18 protein-coding genes are annotated in these 20,718 nt (G+C 64.9%); 11 read left to right on the top strand and 7 right to left on the bottom strand.

Annotated features, from left to right (window positions below):
* Window positions 1-16: 16 nt before the first annotated feature.
* Complete coding sequence (locus tag PV772_RS14015; RefSeq protein WP_011689567.1) at window positions 17-970, top strand: LysR family transcriptional regulator; 954 nt, start codon at window positions 17-19, stop codon at window positions 968-970.
* Window positions 971-1,272: 302 nt separating this feature from the next.
* On the opposite strand, the gene PV772_RS14020 is transcribed toward PV772_RS14015, so the two are convergent.
* Window positions 1,273-1,758, bottom strand: a complete 486-nt coding sequence (locus PV772_RS14020; RefSeq protein WP_306971805.1) for a hypothetical protein — start codon at window positions 1,756-1,758, stop codon at window positions 1,273-1,275.
* Window positions 1,759-1,985: 227 nt separating this feature from the next.
* On the opposite strand from PV772_RS14020, the gene PV772_RS14025 reads away from it, so the two are divergent.
* From PV772_RS14025 to PV772_RS14060, 8 genes are all read left to right on the top strand, one after another.
* On the top strand, window positions 1,986-2,486 hold the full coding sequence (locus PV772_RS14025) for a sigma-70 family RNA polymerase sigma factor (protein WP_011689565.1): 501 nt from the start codon (window positions 1,986-1,988) through the stop codon (window positions 2,484-2,486).
* Window positions 2,483-3,217, top strand: a complete 735-nt coding sequence (locus PV772_RS14030) for a zf-HC2 domain-containing protein (RefSeq protein WP_011689564.1) — start codon at window positions 2,483-2,485, stop codon at window positions 3,215-3,217. Before PV772_RS14025 ends, PV772_RS14030 begins: the two co-directional genes overlap by 4 nt.
* A 264-nt stretch (window positions 3,218-3,481) precedes the next feature.
* Window positions 3,482-5,170 carry a Mu transposase C-terminal domain-containing protein gene (locus tag PV772_RS14035; RefSeq protein WP_347886547.1) on the top strand — a complete coding sequence of 563 codons (1,689 nt, stop codon included), beginning with the start codon at window positions 3,482-3,484 and terminating at the stop codon, window positions 5,168-5,170.
* A gap of 2 nt (window positions 5,171-5,172) precedes the next feature.
* Window positions 5,173-6,081, top strand: a complete 909-nt coding sequence (locus PV772_RS14040) for a TniB family NTP-binding protein (protein ID WP_347886548.1) — start codon at window positions 5,173-5,175, stop codon at window positions 6,079-6,081.
* The gene (locus PV772_RS14045) at window positions 6,078-7,280 is read left to right on the top strand and encodes a TniQ family protein (RefSeq protein WP_347886549.1); all 1,203 of its coding nucleotides are present in this window, start codon (window positions 6,078-6,080) and stop codon (window positions 7,278-7,280) included. Before PV772_RS14040 ends, PV772_RS14045 begins: the two co-directional genes overlap by 4 nt.
* A 102-nt stretch (window positions 7,281-7,382) precedes the next feature.
* Window positions 7,383-7,997 (top strand): recombinase family protein, encoded by a 615-nt coding sequence (locus PV772_RS14050; protein WP_347886550.1) that lies wholly within the window; start codon window positions 7,383-7,385, stop codon window positions 7,995-7,997.
* Between the two features lie 114 nt (window positions 7,998-8,111).
* Complete coding sequence (locus PV772_RS14055) at window positions 8,112-8,363, top strand: SHOCT domain-containing protein (protein WP_347886551.1); 252 nt, start codon at window positions 8,112-8,114, stop codon at window positions 8,361-8,363.
* A complete protein-coding gene (locus PV772_RS14060; protein ID WP_347886552.1) occupies window positions 8,360-8,914 on the top strand; it encodes a sulfocyanin-like copper-binding protein in 555 nt (184 codons plus the stop codon). The genes PV772_RS14055 and PV772_RS14060 overlap by 4 nt, the downstream gene beginning before the upstream one ends.
* A gap of 141 nt (window positions 8,915-9,055) precedes the next feature.
* Here the strand turns inward: PV772_RS14060 and PV772_RS14065 are convergent, their stop codons facing one another.
* The 3 genes from PV772_RS14065 to PV772_RS14075 form a co-directional block, all read right to left on the bottom strand.
* The gene (locus PV772_RS14065; RefSeq protein WP_347886553.1) at window positions 9,056-11,407 is read right to left on the bottom strand and encodes an HAD-IC family P-type ATPase; all 2,352 of its coding nucleotides are present in this window, start codon (window positions 11,405-11,407) and stop codon (window positions 9,056-9,058) included.
* Window positions 11,408-11,552: 145 nt separating this feature from the next.
* Window positions 11,553-12,452: a prolipoprotein diacylglyceryl transferase gene (gene lgt / locus PV772_RS14070; RefSeq protein WP_347886554.1), complete on the bottom strand. Its 900-nt coding sequence runs from the start codon at window positions 12,450-12,452 to the stop codon at window positions 11,553-11,555.
* A gap of 207 nt (window positions 12,453-12,659) precedes the next feature.
* Window positions 12,660-13,196 carry a MarR family transcriptional regulator gene (locus PV772_RS14075; protein WP_347886555.1) on the bottom strand — a complete coding sequence of 179 codons (537 nt, stop codon included), beginning with the start codon at window positions 13,194-13,196 and terminating at the stop codon, window positions 12,660-12,662.
* Window positions 13,197-13,237: 41 nt separating this feature from the next.
* Here PV772_RS14075 and PV772_RS14080 point away from each other — a divergent pair, with 41 nt between their 5' ends.
* The gene (locus PV772_RS14080; RefSeq protein ID WP_347886556.1) at window positions 13,238-14,779 is read left to right on the top strand and encodes a DHA2 family efflux MFS transporter permease subunit; all 1,542 of its coding nucleotides are present in this window, start codon (window positions 13,238-13,240) and stop codon (window positions 14,777-14,779) included.
* Window positions 14,780-14,781: 2 nt separating this feature from the next.
* Entirely contained in the window at window positions 14,782-17,010 is a 2,229-nt protein-coding gene (locus PV772_RS14085; RefSeq protein WP_347886557.1) for a transglycosylase domain-containing protein, read from the top strand.
* Window positions 17,011-17,817: 807 nt separating this feature from the next.
* Here the strand turns inward: PV772_RS14085 and PV772_RS14090 are convergent.
* The 3 genes from PV772_RS14090 to PV772_RS14100 form a co-directional block, all read right to left on the bottom strand.
* On the bottom strand, window positions 17,818-18,360 hold the full coding sequence (locus PV772_RS14090; RefSeq protein ID WP_347886558.1) for a hypothetical protein: 543 nt from the start codon (window positions 18,358-18,360) through the stop codon (window positions 17,818-17,820).
* Window positions 18,357-19,664, bottom strand: coding sequence for an MFS transporter (locus tag PV772_RS14095; RefSeq protein ID WP_347886559.1), 1,308 nt, complete (start codon window positions 19,662-19,664; stop codon window positions 18,357-18,359). The genes PV772_RS14090 and PV772_RS14095 overlap by 4 nt, the downstream gene beginning before the upstream one ends.
* Before the next feature lie 358 nt (window positions 19,665-20,022).
* Window positions 20,023-20,718 (bottom strand): rhodanese-like domain-containing protein (locus PV772_RS14100; RefSeq protein WP_347886560.1); only part of this gene is annotated, 696 nt, incomplete at its 5' end.

Raw genomic sequence — 20,718 nt, forward strand, 5'->3', positions numbered from 1 at the left:
CGAAGGAGATTCCCCGATGCTCAGCCCCCGCATACCGGAGCTCTCCGCCCTGGAAATGCTGGCCGCTGTTCATGATCTGGGGTCCCTGTCCGCCGCGGGGAAATACCTTGGGCTGTCCCAGCAGGCTGTCTCCTCCCGGATGCGCTCCCTGGAGTCCCAGATCGGGTTCGTCCTGCTGACCCGGACCCCGCGGGGGTCCACCCTGACAGAATCAGGTGAACTGGTCGCAGGGTGGGCGGCAGAGGTCCTCGCAGCCGGGGAACGGCTCGATGCCGGGATCGCCTCGCTCCGATCCGACACCGCCCGGCAGTTGAAGGTCGCGGCCAGCCAGACCATCGCCGAACACCTGCTGCCGCTCTGGCTGGTCGCGCTGCGCCGCCAGCAGGAGTCCCTCGGACTTACTCCCACGGTCGTGGAGCTGGCGGTGAACAACAGTGAAGCCACCGTAGCCCTGGTCCGATCCGGACAGGCAGCCATCGGCTTCATCGAAAGCCCGCACCTTCCCCCGGACCTGAGCACCGCGGCGGTGCAGGACGATGACCTGGTCCTGGTCGTCGCACCGCGGCATCCCTGGGCCCGGCGCCGGACCCCGGTGACGGCAGGCGAGCTGGCAGCAACCGCGCTGGTCACCAGGGAACACGGCAGCGGAACCCGGGACGCCCTCGAGCACCTGCTCACCACCGCCGGAACCGCGAACCTGGCAGAGCCGCTGGTGGAACTCTCTACGACGGCGGCCGTCCGCTCCGCCATCGCAGCCGGCACGGCCCCCGGAGTACTCAGCGCACTGGCCGTCCGTGACGACCTCGCACTGCACCGGCTCGTCGCAGTCCCCGTCCGCGGGCTGCCTCTGCGCCGCGCCCTGACCGCCATCTGGCAGACCGGCCCTACACCCCCGCCCGGACCGCCCCGTGACCTGGCCGCCATCGCCGCCAAAGCTGCTTCAGGAACCGGCACCCGCCCGAAGACGTGAAATCCGGCACGGTTGTAATACTTTCCGTGATGGGGAAGGCAGCCCGTGGAATGACGCGGGCACACGGGTTCGAAGGAGAGAACACAATACCCGCGAGGGCAGTAGGGGACTCTTCGTGGTTGGCCTGGAATTCGCCGCGTCGGATGCTGAGTTACGCGGGCGGGATTTGCGCGGCGCTGTATCGCGGACCAAGGGAGTGGTCGAGGGACCGTGGTCTGTAACTGGTGGCAGCCGTTCTTGCCGACACACGATCCCCGGCCGGCCAGCTAAAAGGCCGGTGGCGCCCAGGACGCTGCGTTGTGTTATCCGGCGGGGGTGCTGATCTTTTCCCCGGCCGGGTTGATGACCCACCAGATCTTGTTGAAGCCCTGGCCCTTGACTTCGCCCGGGGCGGTGTCTTTGCTGTAAAGGTACAGGGGCATCCCGTTGAGTGTGACCTGCCTGGTCCCGGCGTCGGTGGTGATCACGCCGACCTTTCCGGTGACACCCTCCACTAACGGGGTCCCGGATCCGGCGGTCACCGCCGGCCAGATGGACAGGCAGGCCCCGGTGCAGGCACTTTTCCCGGAGTCTTTGACGTCCTTGTCGAAAACATAGACGGACATGCCCTTACCGTTGACAACCGTGGTCCCCAGGGAGGTTTTCGCGGTCCCCAGATCTGCCGGGGCGGCACTGGTGGTGGGGGCTGACGTTGTTCCGGTGGAGGTCGATGTTGATGCGCCGCAGCCGGTCAGGGCCAGAGCGGAAAGGGACAGTGCTGCCATGGCTGTGCTCAGTCTCGTGTTCATGAAATATTTTTTCTCTTAAAGAAGATCTTTGGAACAGATGCACCCGGGCTGCTCTCAGCCGGTCGTTGCGGTGGATCTGCACGGCGCGGGTTGGCCGCTATGCCCTAAGACGGCGCAGGTGGTGAGAATGGTTCAACCGGGGGCGGAATTTTTTACGGCTGAACTTTTCCCGGCCATTGGGCGTCTTAGCGGGTAGAGCCCGTTCCATCGAGATGTCAGGGGCGTCCATGCCATTGGATGAGCAGATAGTCGCAGAGATCTACCGGGAGCATGCACCGGCGCTGCGGCGCTTCGTGATCGGAATAACATCCAGCCCGGAGCAGGCTGAAGACGTCGTACAGGAAACGATTCTGCGCATCTGGCAGCAGGCGCCCGGGATCACCACCAGTATGCGCGGTTACCTTTTCCGGACGGCCAGGAACATCGTCATCGACAATTTCCGGCATCAACAGCGCCGGCCCCAGCAAACGCAGACGGAGCACCTGGAGCAGATGGCGATTACGGTCGAGCACGTGGACGGGCTGTTGATGAAGGTGCTGATGGAAGAAGCGCTGACCCGGCTCAGTGCCGTGCACCGCGAGGTCATCATTGCCCTGCATTACCGCCGTTTCACGGCGGCCGAAGCCGCCGCGGTCCTCAACCTCCCGGCCGGGACGGTCAAGTCCCGTGCTTTCTACGCCCTCAAGGCCCTCCGCGCCGTTCTGGATGAAATGGGAGTGAAACCGTGAACACGGACCCGGCAGACCACGACGCCCTCCACCACCTGGTGGGCGCTTATGTACTCGGCGCCCTGGAACCCGGAGAGCGGGCACTCTTCGACCAGCACCTGACACTGTGCCCGCGATGCTCGGGCGAGCTTAAGTCCCTGAGCGCCCTGGCGGGGTTCCTTAATACCGTGCCCGCAGAAACGGCGATCAGGATGGCCGCCCCCCAGACAGCGGCCGGACCGGTCCACAGGATCAGGGGCAGCTCCGCGCCCCGTGCAGGCGCCCCGGAGGCGACGGACCAACCCGGGCTGGCGCCGCTGATGGCGCAGCTGGCCACCCGCCGGCGGCGGACCCGACGGCGGACCACGGGATTGGTCTCCGGCACGGCCGCAGCCTTCCTGGTCATCGGCTTCGCAGCCGGCCCAGCCCTGACAGGGTCCCCGAAACCGGAAGAAAGTTATACCAGCAGCGCCGCCTCCGGACCCCAAGTGCAGCTGGGCCTGGTCAAGAAGGCCTGGGGAACCGAGCTGGCCCTGGACGGACGCGGGCTTCCCGACCGCGGAGTCATCTCGCTCTGGGTCAGGGACACATCGGGCAACTATGACCGGGCGGCCAGCTGGAACGCCACAGCCCAGGGCCGGGCCAAGGTAACGGGCGCAACACCAGTGACCATCGAGGACGTGGAAACCATCGAAATCCGCGACACCGCCGGACAAAAAATCGCTGTCCTAGCCAGAGCCGCCAACAACTGACACACCGAAAAACTGCCCGCGCGGATGCCGCCCACACTGGGCGCCCGAGCAGGCGAGAACAAACCCCCAACGGTGCCACATACGACCGTATTCGCTACAAACAAAGCCGACCTCTCGAAGTGTCATTTTCCGTACCCGAGTGCACGGCGAGCCGCCTGTTTCCGCGGTTGTGCAGGCGGGTGTTGAGCACTGGTTTTTCCGTACTCCTCTGCACTAGGGTCGTTTTTGCTTACTACTCCTCTGCACGCCGAGGGAGGTGTCGGAGTGGATGCGGAATCGGCGCCCATTCGTGAGCCGGGCACACTGACGATGCCGGATGAGCTGTGGGATCGGACGAAGTCGGTTTCGGCCGTGATCGGCCCCTTGGCTGCGCGGACGGTCGTAGGCAGGGCAGCGGTTGATGCTGCCGCCACGGTCTTGGACGTATCGCGACGCCAGGTGTACGTGTTGATCAAACGCAGTCGCGATGGTTCTGGTTTGCTGACAGATTTGGCTCCTGGCCGTTCCTCCGGAGGGAAAGGAACCACACGGCTGTCAGAGGAGGTCGAGGACCTCGTCCGGGGGATGGTGCGCAAGCAGTTCCTGACCCGGCAGAAACGGACGTTGGCGTCGGTGTATCGGGATATTGCTGCGGCCTGCCGCGCACGGCAGCTTCCTGTCCCGGCCCGAAACACGGTAGAGCGGCGCATCCGGGCGTTGAATCCAGTTGAGGTAGGCCGGCGCAGGGGAGGGCCCGATGCGGTGCGGTCGCTACAGTCCGCCGGGGACGAGGTGCCGGTCGTCGGCACGATTCTGGAGCGGGTGCAGATCGACCACACCGTCATCGACGTGATCGTCGTGGACGAGCGGGAGCGGCGACCGATTGGTCGGCCGTATTTAACTGTCGCGATCGATGTTTACAGTCGGTGCATCATCGGCATGGTTGTGACCCTGGAGGCGCCCTCGGCAGTGTCGGTTGGGCTGTGCCTGGCGCATGCCGGGACTGACAAAAGACCATGGCTTGAAGGTCTGGGCGTGGAGTCGGGGTGGCCCATGAGCGGGAAGCCGAGACTGCTTTACCTGGATAATGCCAGCGAATTCAAGAGCGAAGCGCTCCGACGAGGATGCGACCAGCACGGTATCGAGCTGGCCTACCGTCCGCTGGGCCGGCCTCATTATGGCGGAATCGTGGAACGGCTGATCGGCACCGCAATGAAGCAAATCCACGAACTTCCCGGGACCACCTTCTCCAACCCCAGCGAACGGGGTCGTTATGACTCCGACCGGGAAGCGGCGCTGACCCTGCCCGAGCTGGAGAAATGGATGGCCCTTGCCGTCACCAACTACCACGGCACCACCCACAGCACACTCGGGCAGACGCCAGCTGGACGGTGGGCTGAAAAGGTGGAGGCGACGGGGCTGCCGCCGGTTACCACGAACCCGACAGCGTTCCTGGTCGATTTCCTTCCCGTCGTGCGGCGTACCCTGACGAGGACGGGCTTCGTCATCGACCATGTCCACTATTTCTCCAATGCGTTGAAACCTTGGATCAGCCGGCGCGAAACGCTTGGGCCGTTCCTTATCCGCCGGGACCCCAGGGACATCAGCAGAATCTGGGTATTGGAACCAGAAGGGGCTCACTATGTCGAGGTCCCTTACCGGACGATAGCTAACCCCTCTGTGAGCCTGTGGGAGCACCGGCACGCCCTGGCACGACTACACGAGCGCGGCGTAGCCCAAGTGGATGAGGCGGCGTTGTTCCGCACCATCGCGCAAATGCGGGAAATCGCAAACACTGCCTCGAAAACTACCAAGCGCATGCGCCGTGACGCCGAGCGCCGCAACGTAATCACGACGCGGCATTCGACGACACCATCCCCATTACTCCCGCCGGAATTCGTTGCCGAGCAGGAACCGGACACGGTCCCGCACGCGGCCCCGGTGCCGCGATTCGATCAGATCGAGCAGTGGTGACCATGCTTGATTACGAGGCACCGGAGTTGTCACACCTGCACCCGAGTGTGCGGGCCGCGGCACGGTTGCCTGCGAACGAGCGGGTTGAATTGATCCGGGCCGACCGGTGGATCGGCTACCCGCGCGCGGTGGAAGCGGTGGCCCGCCTGGAGTCCCTGTTGTCGTGGCCGGACAAACAGCGCATGCCGAACCTGTTGCTTATCGGGCCGACAAACAACGGCAAGTCGATGATCGTGGAAAAGTTCCGCCGGGGACACCCGGCCGTAGCCGAGCCAGAGCGGGAAAACACTCCGGTACTCTGCGTGCAGATGCCCTCCGAGCCTTCCGTATTGCGCTTCTACATCGCGCTCCTGGCCGCCCTTGGGGCACCGCTTCAACCACGACGGCGCCTGGCCGACGTGGAGCAGATCGCGCTGAAACTGCTGCGCTTAACGGGAGTGCGCATGCTCGTCATCGACGAACTGCACAATATCCTCGCCGGGCAAGGCAACAGCCGCCGGGAGTTCCTCAACCTCCTGCGATTCCTGGGCAACGAGCTGCGCATCCCGATCGTCGGCGTCGGAACCCGGGAGGCATATCTTGCGGTTCGTTCCGATGACCAGCTGGAAAACCGGTTTGAACCCATCGTCCTTCCCCTGTGGAACACTGGTGCGGACACCCTGTCGTTATTGGCCAGCTTCGCGGCCGCCCTGCCGCTGCAGCGCCCTTCGGACATCGCTACCGTCGATATGGCGCAGTATTTACTGGCCCGGAGTGAGGGAACCATTGGCGAACTCGCCCGGCTCCTGACGACCGCGGCGATCGCCGCTGTGGAAAGCGGTGAAGAGCGTATCAATCGGCGCACTCTGGTCATGGCTGACTATGCAGGACCCACTGAACGGCGCCGTTTGTTTGAACGCGAACTGATGTGAGACCGCCGGAGCGCTGGCCCCTTCATCCGGCACCTGCAGCAACGGAATCTTTGTCCTCCTGGCTGCGGCGGACGGCGAGCAGCTACGGGATGTACTCCCACCAGCTGCTCGAACACGCACTCGGTCACCGGGAACTCAGCGACGCAGAGCTGGATCTGAACCCGCCACGTTACCTCCTCGACGAGCTCGCCAAACGTACGGGCCTCGACCAGCACCGCGTACAGGCCATGACCATGGCCGGCTGGGTGCCATGGCTCTTCGACTCCCTCACCCCCGCACCCGATGCCTACGAAACCTATGTGCACCAGTTCTCGGTACTCCTGCCACCGACGCGGCGCCAAATCTACACACCGCGGAAATGGCTGCCATGGCTCGCAGAAACCCGGGTGCTGCGGGGATGCCGCGAATGCCTGAAGTCCGGCCCGACGATACTGCTCTTCTGGCAATTGCCGCTCATGGCCAGCTGCCCGGTACACCGACACCGGCTCGAGACCTATGAAGGACACCCTGCTGACTACATCAAGTGGACAACCTCCGCCGAGGACCAGCGGGAACTCCCGGACTCTTTGTTCCTGATGGACCGGTGCACCTGGCAGGCAATAGCGACAGGATCCGTGGATCTACCCCGGCGCTCGGTTCACGCGGGAGTCTGGTTCCGGCTGCTGCGGACCCTCTTGGATGAACTCAGCGCGCCCCAGGGACGATACGGCCGGCAGCTGGAGGACGTGCGCCGGGTCTGGGACCACTGCGGCAACCCGTTCCGAGCCGGCCTGCACACATGGCAACCCTTCGAGACCCTCCACTGGACAAGGCAGCAGCAACTGCTCGAAGCCGCTGCCGCCGCGATGGAAATGATCGAGGCCGGCTCACTCACCGCCCTGGGTACCTCCGCGCACCTTCTGCGTCCCGAACCGAAGGCACCGATCAGCAGCGGGACACCGCCCGGACCACCGACAGCCCGCGCAGGAGCGCAGAAGCAGCCGACACTGGACGAGCTCTGGAACACAGTGACGACTACCTTGGACGCATGCATCACGGCAGCCAAAACTGATCCCATGGTCGCGAAGCACCTCTTCGACTTCGCACACTACGGCTGTCGCAGTGAAGAATCCGTGCGCGCTCTCAAAGACGCCTTCGCCGAGCTTCAGATCCCCCTCGACTCTCTGTCACAAACAAAAGGAAAGAAACCCTTTGCCTGACGTAGAATAAGTAACGGGTTAAGTGACACGTTCCCGATTCCGAATCGGGCAGAGAGTTTGCTGTCACCTAAACGAACGTATAAATGACTCAGAGGAGTAGCCATGCTGGTTGGGTACGTGCGGGTCTCCAAGGCCGACGGGTCCCAGACCACGAACCTGCAGCGTGATGCGCTCCTGGCCGCGGGCATAGACGCCGGATCGCTCTACGAAGACATGGCCTCCGGGAAGAAAGACAACCGACCCCAGCTCGCGGCATGCCTCAAAGCATTACGGCACGGTGACACCCTCGTTGTATGGAAGCTCGACCGGCTCGGGCGGGATCTTCGCCACTTGGTCAACATCGTCCACGGCCTGACAGAACGCGGCATCGGGTTGAAAGTCCTGACCGGGCAGGGAGCGGCCATCGACACCACGACGGCTTCAGGCAAGCTCGTTTTCGGAATCTTCGCTGCCTTGGCCGAATTCGAACGCGAGCTAATTTCCGAACGCACCATCGCTGGCCTCGCTTCTGCCCGGGCACGCGGCCGCAGCGGTGGCCGCCCCTACAAGATGACTCCCGCGAAGCTGAGGCTCGCCATGGCATCGATGGGTAAGCCCGGCACCAAAGTCAGTGAGCTCTGCGACGAACTCGGCGTCACCCGTCAGACCCTCTACCGCCACGTCTCACCCACCGGAGAGTTGCGCCCGGATGGCCACAAGCTTCTGCACGCCAAGTGACATGTGGCCGCCGGCCGACCTGGCGGTTCGGTGACTAACGGCTCTGTTGCGACGGGCGCGGACCGCGCAATGCTGTAAGCCACGGCGGCAGCGATTGAAGGGGCGGGTCCGGGGATGATGTACGGATGGTATGGCGACTGGGGTGTGGGCGGTTGGATTGTCATGGCCCTGATGATGCTGCTGTTCTGGGGTGGTGTGGTGACGGTCGTGATTCTTCTGGTCCGCGGCGGACGCCAGGGGCACGGGGGATACTACGGGTCTGCTCATGATGAGGCTGAGCGGATCCTGAATGAACGTTTCGCGCGTGGGGAAATCGACGCGACCGAGCTGAATGAACGCCGGGCCGCTCTCCGGCGCAAGCCGTGAAGACACTGTCCCGCGGCATGCAGATCCTGATCGGGGCTATCGCGACCGTACTGCTGGCCGCCTTGTCCATGGCGGGGATCACGCTGCTGGGCGGTGGCCCGAATCCGGGTGGAGCAAGGAATCCCGGTGCCACCCGCTGTGCGGCGCCGAGTTTCGCCGGCACCGTCGTGAACGTTACCACGACCGATAGGGGTCGGCCCGGGATGATGCGCGGCGGCATGCGCCTGAGCGCGGACCGGGCCACCGTGGTACACGGCAAAGTGTCCTTCCTGGTCACCAACGCCGGCAGCATTCCCCATGAAATGCTGGTCGTGCCCCTGGCAGGGACCCAGAGCGCAGGAACCCGGCCGGTGGGCCGGGACGGAAGAGTCGACGAGGCCGGCAGTCTGGGTGAGGCGTCCGCTACCTGCGCCGACGGTGAAGGAGAGGGCATCCTGCCGTCCACGGCCGGGTGGGTCACGCTTGACCTGCCGCCCGGGCGGTATGAACTCTTCTGCAACCTCCAGGGCCACTATCTGGCGGGGATGTACACCGAGCTCACCGTCACCTGAGCCGGGGCGGCGGCATGGCCCAGCTGCTGCCGTCCGTGCGGGCGGTCAGTGGACGCGACGAGCCCCCCGGGGTGGTGGCGGCCAGCATCCGGTTCTGCTCCTTTCGCTGCGGTGACGTCCCGGATGCTTCACCCGGGGGATCTAAACGACCCTTCGCGCGGCTGATGGCACCTCAGCACGCCTGTAGCTGTGGATCCCGAGCCGGCGGAACACGCGCGCCTTGATGGCATCTGCCACGAGGGCTGCTCCCAGGATTGCGGTGGCTACGCCTGCCAGGACGGACGCCGGGACGGGGGTCATCAGGGTGCCGGTGAGCGCAAAGGCGGCCGCAGCAAGGACGCTTAGGGACGTGGCTGCCAACAACGCTTTGGATGGAGGGTCCTGCCATGCGTGGCCTCCTGTCCGAACGATGTAGATCGTCACTTGGCTGCTGAAGACCAGGGTGAGGAAGACTGTTGTGCGCAATTCGGCGATGCCTGAGTGCAACCAAGGGCCCTGCGCGAGGACGAGGATCAAGGCCGATGCCACCAGCATGGGGATGGCCACAACAACAGCGCCGGTGACAATCTTGACTGCGCTCCATTTGTCCGGGCGGGCGGAGGGCTGTGCCCTGTCGCTTGTCGCCGCCATGCTGACGACATCATTCGCCAGCAATAGCAGCGCCATCAGCAGGGGTGTGAATACGAAGGCCTTCCACGCAAAAACGCCCAGTGCCAGTAACAACGGGATTTCGATCTTTTTCACGCTCACGTTCAGGGCGTAAGTGAGTGAACGCTGGTGGATCCGGCGGCTCTCCTGAACAAGGGCAACAATGTCTCCAAGTCCGCCGCGTGCCAGGACTGCTCCGGCAGCGGCTTTTGCCACGTCAGTGGCTCCCTCGACGGCGATGCCGACCTCAGCCTGTCTCAGCGCGGGGGCGTCGTTGACGCCGTCGCCCGTCATCCCGACGATCGCTCCTGCCCGCTGCAGGCCCTTCACCAATTGGTGCTTATGTTGGGGGAGGACCTCGGCGACTGCCGCGATTCCGGTGAGATCCATTGCCGAAGGGTCCAGCTGGCCGGGAAGGACCACGGATCCGTCCATGCCGAGTTGCTTCGCTATCGCCGCTGCGGTCTGTGCACTGTCGCCGGTGATCATGATCGTCCGTACTCCGAGTTCCCCGAGCGCTGTGAGCATGGGTTGGGCTTCGGCGCGGGGTGCATCGGCCAGTCCAACCAGTCCGCAGTATTTCCAGGGGCCCGATTCTTCCCGTCTTGCTACCGCAAGAACGCGTGCACCCTCCGCGGCCAGTTCGGTGAGGGCGTGGGGTTCCTCCACACCGGTCAGTGCCGCTATGGCTGCCGGGGCACCTTTGGTTACCTCCAGAGGGGTGCCCGCCCCGTCTGTCCAGCGTGCCTGGGACCGTTTGGTTGCCGGGTCGAAGGGGACAAAGCTGGTCCGCATCCAGTGTGGCTCTACAGTGGACCCCGGCGTGGCCAGGATCGCCAGATCGATCGGGTCCTGAGTGGCTGCATCGGATGCAGCAGCGGCGAACTTCAAGGTTTCACCGGGATCGTTTCCTTCGGTGCCGGTGACGCGGGTCACCGTGAGTTGGTTGAGGGTAAGTGTGCCGGTCTTGTCGATGAACAGCACCTCCATGGAGGCGGCGTCCTGGAGCACTGACAGGCGGGTGGTCAGAATGCCGTCCCGGGCAAGACGCCGGGCGCCGAGTGCCCCGGCCAAGGCAAAGGCAGCCGGCAGTGCGACCGGCACCGACGCCAGCAGCAGCACCACGGCGAGGGACAGGACGGTTTCGATCCCTGCCCCGGTCCAGGCCAGGTAGGCCGTGCCCGCCACGGCGATCACAAGGTCAACGGCGATAAAGACCCGGACCATGCGCAGAACCAGGCCTCCAAGATGCTCTTTGGGAGCTGACGTTCCTACAAGCTGTGCCGTGCGGCCGAAGTATGTGCCGGTGCCCGTTGCCAGCACACGGGCCGTCACCTCACCCCGGACGACGACCGTTCCCGAGTACAATGTTGACCCCTGGGCCCGTTCGACGGGCGTGGACTCCCCGGTGAGGCTTGACTGGTCCGCCAGCACCTCGCCCTCGAGCACCTCCAGATCGGCCGGGACGAAATCACCCAACCGCACGTGCACAACGTCGCCCGGCACGAGTTTCGCCGCCGGCACCAAAGACCACAGCCCATCCCTGAGGACCCGTGCCGTGACCTGCAAACGCGATCGTAACAGCGCCAACGCGTCCCGCGCCCTGCCCTCCTGAACGATTCCTATGACCGCGTTCAGCGCCAGAACGGCGGTGACCAGGGATGCATCAGCCCACCTTCCGAGGACGAGTTCAAGCAGCGCTGTAACCTCCAGCATCCACGGCACCGGTGCCCAGAACTTCATCGCCAGCCGCTTGGGCCATCCATCCTGCTGGTCCGGGACCTCGTTGGGGCCCGTTTCGATCAGCAGCCTCGCAGCCTCGGCCGATCCCAGTCCTTCCAGCATGCGCTGAATCTTCCCCTCCATGCCGTGCCTCGGTCCGGTCGTCCGGTCCCATGCGAGCACCTCATCGCACCGCACGCGGTTTGGCCAGAGGCGAAGGGCCCACGCCGGCGCCGCCTGCAGCGACCACGTTCGCTGCGGGTTCCTGCTAAATCTCAGGGATGGTCGCTCTGAGAAGATCCCGGGGTGCCGGTGAAGACGGCCCGATCACAGCCCTCGAGCGTCTGCGCCGGAACGTCACGGCAAATGCAGCGGCGCCGACGAGGAATATCATTCCTGCCACCCAGGTATTGACCCGCAGGCCCAGAATGAGGTTGGCGTAGTCAGAGCGCAACAATTCAAAAACGAAGCGTCCCGCCGTGTAGCCGGCCACATAGAGTGCGAACACGCTTCCCGCGCCCAGCACGAAGCGCCGGTCCAGGAAAAGCAATATGGCACCGACCGCTATGCACCAGATCGATTCATAGAGAAAAGTTGGCTGGAAAAACCCAATGACCACCGGGGTCCCTGAGGGGTCCATCACGGCCGAACCGGTGGCGGGATCCATCTGATGGATCTGAAGCTTCCATGGCAGCGTGGTCGGATCCCCGTACAGTTCGTTGTTGAACCAGTTTCCCCACCGGCCCAAGGCCTGGGCGAAAACCAGTCCAGGTGCCGCAGCATCCATGAACGCCACCAAAGAGACGTTGTGCCTGCGGCAGCCAACCCAGGCCCCGACGACACCCAAAGCCACGGCACCCCAAATCCCCAAGCCGCCATCCCAGACTGCAAAGGCATTCCAGGGATTCCTGCCTGGCTGGAAGTAAAGCTCCGGGTCGGTGACGACATGGTAGATCCGCCCACCGATGATTCCGGCCGGGACCGCCCAAAGACAAATGTCCACAACCTGCCCCGCCTGGCCGCCCCGGGCATGCCAGCGCCGCGACGTCAGCCAGACAGCGAATACAATCCCGGCCATGATGCAGAGCGCATAGAAGTGGATGGTCAACGGGCCAAGGTGAAAGGCACTGACCGTCGGGGACGGAATAAATGGATCACGGTCGGTCATGGGGTCCTGTTCTGGAAGTACGCCGGCTTTGGTGTTCGTTGAGGGCACGTTGGATGCCCACCGCAGCCCACAAAGCGGTCAGAACCCACCACCAGGCATTGTCGGATCGAGTCAGGGAAAGCACAAGAAGGAGGGCGACCGCTGAAGCATCGAGGAGGAAGACAGGCCAGTACCTGGCCGTCCGTTCCGGCAACGGAGGGCCGGTCATTAGGGTCTCTGGTCCTGCTGGGCAGGGTTCTGGTGTTGCAGCTCGTCCTCGATTTCCAGCAGTGCGGCGAGGGCGGCCAGGGCAGGGATCGCGTTTTCTATAGCCTGCTGCTCCGTCTGAGTCAGTTGTTGCAGAGCGTGGCCCAGTCGTCGATGGTTCGCAGCCTGCCAGGCTGCAAGGACTTCCGCTCCGGTAGACGTGAGGTTGAGCATCACGGCCCGGCGGTCACCGGGGCGGGGAGCGCGGCTGACCAAACCGGACGTCACCATCTGTTGAATGAGGCTGCTAACCGTGTTGGTTGCCAGCCTCTGACGCTCCGCCAGATCCCGGACTCCGATGCCCGGCTCATCAGCCAGTCGCTGAAGAACCTCGACCTGGGCCATGGGCAGAGACTCCCAGGGGAAATCCTGCCGGACACTGGAGCGCAGGACCCGGCGAAGGCGCGTTATCACGCCGGTCAGTGACCACGCATCCGCGCCCGGGGAATCATTCACCTGCGTAGCAGCGGAGGAGCCGGGGACATCCAACGAATTCATGTCGCTAGCTTATCCCCGTAGTTCCCACCTAGAATAGTTCTGTGACCGAACAACATGCTTCCGGCCCGGCCGCCTCCCTTGCAGACTCCGCCCGCGGCTGGGGGAAGCTGGTGCGGGAACCGGCCCGCCCGGACTGGGTCCGGCGGCGGCCCGGTGCCCCCTGGTTGGTCGTTGCGACGGTGTGTATCGGTGCTTTCATGGGCCAGTTGGACGCCAGCATTGTGACGTTGGCGGTTCCGAGCATCAGAACGGATATGAACGCTTCGCTCGCGCAGGTGGAATGGGTCGCGTTGATTTATCTTCTGGTGTTGGTGGGCAGCATCTCTGCCGTTGGCCGTCTTGCAGACATGGTGGGGCGGAAACTGCTCTACACCTACGGCTTCGCGTTGTTTACACTCGCTTCCCTGGGGTGCGCGCTGGCGCCGGACATCACCTGGCTCCTGGTGGCCCGGGCGGTTCAGGCGGTGGGGGCGAGCATGCTGCAGGCAAACAGTGTGGCGCTGATCCGGACCAGCATGCCCGCCGGTAAGCTCGGCAAAGCCATCGGCCTTCAAGGGGCCGCGCAGGCGATTGGCCTGGCCATGGGCCCCTCTGTAGGTGGGCTCCTCATTGGCCTGGGCGGCTGGCGGTGGGTCTTTTTCGTGAACATCCCCGCGGGCATCATCGGGGTGGTCCTGGGCTGGCTCCTGCTGCCGCGAACCCACGTCAAGGCCCCCCGCGTACCGTTGGACTGGCCAGGGCTGGTGGCTCTGATGCCCGCGGTCGGCGCCCTCCTTCTTGCGCTGTCCGAGGCGTCCAGGTCCGGTTTCGGGAACCTGCCTGTTCTGGGCCTGCTGGCGCTGTCAGCCGTTCTTTTCGCCCTCTTTGTCCTGCGGGAACGCAACGCGCGGCATCCCTTGGTGGACCTGTCGTTGTTTCACGCCGGGACGTTCAGCCGGGGTATTACGACAGGACTGCTGAGCTATCTCGTCTTGTTCGGCGTCTTGTTCGTCACGCCCCTGCACCTGGAGTCGGAGTATTCCCTGCCCCCGGCCCAAGCAGGCTTGCTGCTGACGGTACTTCCCGTGGCGTTAGGCCTCGTGGCTCCCGTCGGGGGTTATTTGGCCGACCGGTCAGGCCCGCGTCTGCCGACCTCGACCGGTATGGGGCTTGCCGCTGCGGGGCTGGCGATCCTGATACTCCCTTCCGCCGGTGTGTGGGGCACCGCGGCGGCCTTGGCAGTCCTCGGGTTGGGTCTTGGGCTCTTCACGCCGGCGAACAACTCGGCAGTCGCCGCGGCCGGACACGACCACCAGGCGGGCATGGTCAGCGGAGTGATGAACATGACCCGGGGAGTCGGAACATCCCTCGGCGTGGCCTTGGGCGCAGCAGCATATTCGCTCGCCCCGGCCCTGGCGGAGAGTGCTGGCATTGAGGGAGGGGCCGGACTCGGTTTCCAACTGGCTGCCGCACTCCTGGCTGTGCTCGCCGCCTTGGCTGCAGTCCTGTCATTACTGGGTCGGCGCCCGGGATCCAGAACCGGGGCAGGGCCGAAAGATGCCGCCGGCCGCGCATCCCGTCATGGGGCAGAAAGCCAGAGGTAGCGATGTCCAATCCAGAAACCATGCCGACCGGGGCGCACGCCCAGCCACCCTCGGAGTCCGGGAAGAGGTTGATGCTGGCCGCAGGCACAGTCCTGGGCAGGTTCGTCGCTTTCCTTGGGCTGAGTGTGGTGTGTGGGGCGCTTGTGGCTGGCCTCCTGGTGCCCGCTGCGGCCGTGGCAGAAAGCGTCGTGGGCGGCTCGGCGCAGTATGCCGAGAGCCTCCCTGCCGGTTCCGTTGCGAACTCTCCCAGCCAGGTGACAAGGATCCTCGCGGCCGACGGGTCGCAAATCGCGACGCTGTTCAACGAGAACCGCACCGAGGTTCCGCTGGACCAGATGTCCCCCAACATCACGAACGCGATCGTAGCCATCGAGGACTACCGCTTCTATCAACACGGCGGCATTGACCCGCAAGGGATCCTCCGGGCCTTGGTGACCAACGCCGGCGGCGCCCACCAAGGCGCCTCCACCCTGACCCAGCAGTACGTGGCCAACATGCTCAACGAAAACCTCATCGCCGAAGGCAAGAACGCCCAGGTCGTGCTCAACGGACAGAAAAGCATCAGCGACAAGCTGCGGGAAATGAAACTCGCCATCGCCCTAGAGAAGCAGTACTCGAAGGAGCAAATCCTCGCCGGATACCTCAACGTCGTCTCCTTCAACGCCAAAGCCTTCGGTATCCAGGCAGCCAGCCAGTACTTCTTCTCCGTCGATGCCAAGGACCTCACCCTGCCCCAAGGGGCCCTGCTGGCCGGCCTGGTCAACGGACCCTCGCTCTACGACCCGAGCCAGCATCCCGAGGCGTCCAAGGGCAGGCGGGATCTCGTCCTCGATGCGATGCTCGAGCATGGCTACATCAACCAGAAACAACACGACGATGCCGTCACAGCCCCGATCCAGCTCAAGCTCAACCCGCCCAAACAAGGCTGCGCCTACGCTTCCCAGGCACAGTACTTCTGCGACTACGTCCTCCATCAAATCGAGAATGACGCCGCCTACGGAGCCACCCAGGACGAACGGGATCAGAAGATCATGGCCGGTGGGCTGACGATCAAAACCACGTTGGATCCACGCCTTCAAGAACCGGCGCAAACCCAGGTCGACGCAACCACCGGGGCCAACCCGGACAAATGGGGTGCCTCCCTCGTCACCATTCAGCCCGGCACCGGCAGAGTCCTGGCGATGGCACAAAACTCCCGCAAGCTGGGGGCCCAGGGCACCGGCTTCGTGTCCGACTACAACTTCAACGTCGACAGCGCTGACAAGAACGGCAACAGCCTCGGCGGCGTGGGCGGCATGCAGCCGGGCTCCACCATGAAGCCCGTGACCCTCGCGGCGTGGCTGGGAGAGGGTAAAACCACGAACCAGATCGTTGACGCCTCCAAGCGCCGCTACGGCGTGAACTACCCATGGAAAACGACGTGCCATCCAGTCCAGGGCTGGTTCGACAGCACCGTGCCGCCGTCCAAGGACCTGCAGAACGACGAACCCAACTGGTACCGGCCCATGACCGTCCGCGAAGGCATCTACCAGTCCATCAACACCGCAACGTTCGCGTCCCTCGCCGGACTCAGCGACGTCTGCGACGTCCAGCGCGCCGCCGACGCCATTGGGCTGCACCTGGGCGAAGGGAAAGACCAGAAGATCGATCTCTCCACCCTGGGGAACATTCTGGGCAGCCAGAATGTCGCGCCCCTGACGATGGCAAACGCCTTCGCCACATTCGCCGCGAACGGAACCTACTGCACCCCCATCTCCATCACCGAAGTCGATGACGCACACGGCAAGCACATCGGAGGACAGACACAGGCTTGCCAGCAGGGGGCGTTGAAGCCCGACGTCGCAAAGGCCGTCACCAACGTCCTCCAGGACGTCCTCACTAAAGGCTCCGGGCTGCTCATTCCTCAAAAACTCGGTGTCCCAGACGCGGCCAAAACCGGCACCAACGAATACAACAACCAAACCTGGGTCGTCGGCTACACCCAAGGCCTGGCCACGGCCTCCTTCTTCGGAGATCCCTTCAACGGCGGCCCAACCCGGCTCGGACGAACCGTGACCGTCAACGGCAAGTACTACCCCGCCGTGGACGGTGCCTTCATCGCAGGCCCCCAATGGGCGCAGTACATGCAGCACGCCGTCGGCCTTTACGACCACGGCAACTTCGACTCCCCACCTCAAAACCTCATCAACGGACCCGCAGCCCCAACAACAAGAAACACCAGCACGCGGTAATTAATCACTCATCGACGTGGAGACGGTCGTCGGCGGCACGGAGATCGGCGATCCGATAAGGTATCTCTTCCCCTGCAAACTTGGGGTTTGCGCCCGCCCCTCGCTCAACTATTCGCTCCGATGCCAGCCGCTCGAGGTTCTGGGCCGCCAGAGGTTGCCGGCTGCTCAATGCCTGCGCCGGACTATACAACTGGGGCAACTGGGCACCTGTGCCGCCACGGTAAACGTCCTCAACCCTGCGTGCACACAGAAAAGCCCTCATCCGTACGGATCCCGGACGGATGAGGGCTTTTTGTTTGGTTCCCCGCAGAGGTGCGGTGGAACTGGCCACCCCCCATAAATAGTTGCCTCGGGCCACTTCCTTGTGCACACGATAGCCCCGTTCCATGGCAGGGGCAACCGATATGAGCGGCGGTTGCAGATGGCGAATGCATTCAACGGGTTCCGGCAGGGGAGGAAATACCGTTCGGGGTCGGTGATGAGGGCGATTGCGTTCACAGGACGTAGAAGTGGATCGTCCGTGGTCCCAGATGAAACGCGCTGACGGTCGGTGGTGGGCTGAATCACTCTGCTGGAGTCTGAGCGGCCATCGGATCCTGCCGAATGGGGAACGGGGAAGGGGCGGCCTAAGCCTAGGCTCAGCGTGGCCCGGCGGCGGCTTTCCCTACGGCGGCAGGATGCTGGAGGCGTCGGCGATGGGTGCGGAGAGCAATGTGCCGGCAGCCAACCCACCGTCCGCTCCATAGCCTGGACTCCCACCGCTCGGGGCGGGTTACGTCGGGGGTCGCAGTTCCAACGGACAGGTTTTCAGCTCGGTTGCTGTGGCTTGGCCGGGAACAACGGCCGGCAGTCTGTGCAGACCTCGGCTTCGGCATTCCCGGGATCCGGTGCAAGAGAGACTCGGCGCTCCAGTTCCAGGCGTGCCCGGAGGGCCCAGGCCATCACGGCCAGGGCAAGGATGCCGACCGCGATCTGGGCCGGCGGCTGGTCACCCCGATATGTATTCGCCCACACCAGGCCCAGGAGACCTGCCACGGGCCACCGCAGATCACAGAAGGTGGCCGCCGCTCCTATGGGGGCTCCCACATAGCTGCCGGCCAGAAGGCCAGCGAGGATCGAGCCGGCAGCGACGAACACATATCCGGTCCAGCCCGATGTGGGGACCGCCGCGATACCGGTTGCGGCCAGAAGGAAAACGGCCGAGGCCGCAGCAACGGCGATGGCGCTGACAACGCGCTTCCGGGCCCAGCCCAGGACTCCGCCGGGCAACGCGCGCCGCCGTCGCGTGGGACTGGGGGCCGCGGCGCTGCCTGCACCCATGTACTCGTCGCTCCGGTTGCTGGCAGTCATGGTTGCTCCATTTCCCGCGGGATGCGGCGTGGCTGCAATGCGGTCCACACGATCACGACGGCGACCAAGGTGAGGGCGGCGAGTCCCAGTCCCGAGTACCCGGCCGCGGCCAGCACCGGGCCGGCCAGCGCGCCACCGACGGCGCCGGAGGCATTCATGCCCAGGTCCGACACACCCTGGAGCGCGGGCCGGTCCTGCGGTTGCGCGGACTCAGCGACCAGTGCTGACCCGGCAACTACGGAGGCCGACCAGCCGAGTCCCAGAAAGACCAGGCTGGCGGTCACTGCCCCGCGGGAATCCGCGGCTACCCCGGCCAGCACCAGCGAAACCACCAGCATCCCCTGCCCGGCCAGGATGGTAGGCATCCGGCCCACCTTGTCCGACATCCATCCGAAGAGGGGCGAGAGGGCATACATGCCGGCGATGTGGAGGCTGATGGTCAGCCCAACGACGGTCAGGCTGGCGCCGTGGGCGCGCAGGTGCACCGGGGTCATGGACATCAGCGCCACCATCGTGGCGTGGCTGAGGGCCACGGCCGCGACCGCGTACCGGGCGCGGGGGTTGCTTCGCAGCACCGCCAGGCCACCCCGGGGGCGGGGAGCCGCGGCGTCGTGCACCCGCGAGGCCATTGCTGTCAGGAGCGGGTCCGGTCGCAGACCTCCTGCATAGACGGCGGCAGCTGCGAGTTGGGCAGCGATCGAGAAAGCGAAAGCACCGGTCAGCGGCGGCAGGCCGAGAGCGGCACCGACCGCTTCGCCGGGATCGAAGAGGTTCGGGCCCAGGACAGCGCCGATCGTGGTGGACCACACCACAATCGAGAGGTCGCGGCCGCGGGACGCGGGGCGGGAAAGATCGGTGGCAGCAAAGCGGGCCTGCAGGTTCACGGCTGACCCGGCCCCGAGCAGCATCAGGCCCAGCAGCAGCAGGGCAAAGACGCCAACGGCCGCCGAGATAATGGCGGTGACGGCGCCGGTCCCGGCAATTACCGCGCCGGTGGACAGCGAGACGCGGCGGCCGCGCGCCTGCGCCAAACGGGCCAGGGGCACTGCGGCCAGGGCTGCGCCGAGTGTACTCATTGTCGCGGCCATCCCGGACCAGGCAGTGGATCCTGAGAGCTGTGCCGCCAGAAGTGAGCCCAGGGACAACGTTGCCCCCATCCCGATCCCGCCAAGGATCTGGCCGCTGACAAGAACCGGAATCACGCGGCGCTGAAGTCGCGGGGGTCGGCCGTCCCGGCGTCCACCGAATACCGGGACTGCTGCGCTTCCCGGTACTGCGTCCGCCGGCGTGCTTTCTTTCTGCATGACGTTCCTTCGTGAAGAGCTGTTCAGCAGGCCTCTGCGGCGGCTGCTTCAACGAGGCTCCGGGGCGGCTAAGTTACCCTACCGTCCGAAGAGTCTGGCGAAGAAGCCCTTGCCGGTCCGGCTCTCCTGATCGTGGCCGAGGCAGCGTTGGGAGCTGGGAACTCCGCGCAGGACCTGGTCTACGTGCTGGCCGCATCCGGCCCATGTCGTCTTATTGCATTTCTTGCATGTCACTGCCCTGCACATGTCGTCCTCCTGGGTAGGTACTTCGCTGAACAGGGTGCGGCGGCCCGGGTGAACGCACCCGTGCCACCGCACCCTGGTTTTACTCAATTGGTGTTCGCGCTGCTGCGTCTGGTTAGACGGCGGGGACGCTGTTCTGCCGGGCGTTCCAGGCGGCGTAGCTGCCGTCGAGTTCGACGACGTCGTACCCGGCACGGCGCAGGGCGCTGGCGGCTACGGAGTTGCGGACGCCGGACTGGCAGTAGGACACGATGGTTCCACCGATGGGCAGCTCGTCCAGGTGCCACATGACGCGGCCGCCGCTGAGCTGGTGGGAGCCGGGTACGTGCCCGGCCTGGTGCTCGGTCTTGTTGCGGACGTCCAGGACCATGGCGGCGTCGAACCCGTCGAGTTCCTCAGGCTGGATCAGCTTGGGGGTGAAGGTGGGCAGCCCCTCGATGCCGGTCAGGTAGCCGGCCACGTTGTCGATGCCCACGCGGACCAGGTGGTCCCACATATCCTGGGCCTGCTCCTGGTCCTTCGCCAGGAGCACCAGCGGGTTCTTGTCCGTTTCCGGGTTGACCACCCAGGCGCCGTAGCTGGCCACGGACTTGCCGGCCGGAACGTTCAGGGACCGGGCCACGGTGCCCTGGTGGACTTCGCCGTTGGAGCGGGTGTCGATGAAGGTCAGGGTGTCATCCGCCAGGCCCTGGGCCACGACGGCGGTGTCCAGTTCCTGCAGCGGGGCACGCTCACCCATGACAGCAGGGCCTTCACGGTTTTCGCGCTTCATCCGGCCGAAGTAGGCGTGGGCGTCAGGCTGGCCATCGAG

Origin of the sequence: Pseudarthrobacter sp. CC12 (assembly GCF_039907755.1) — a bacterium.
Taxonomy (GTDB): Bacteria; Actinomycetota; Actinomycetes; order Actinomycetales; family Micrococcaceae; genus Arthrobacter; species Arthrobacter niigatensis.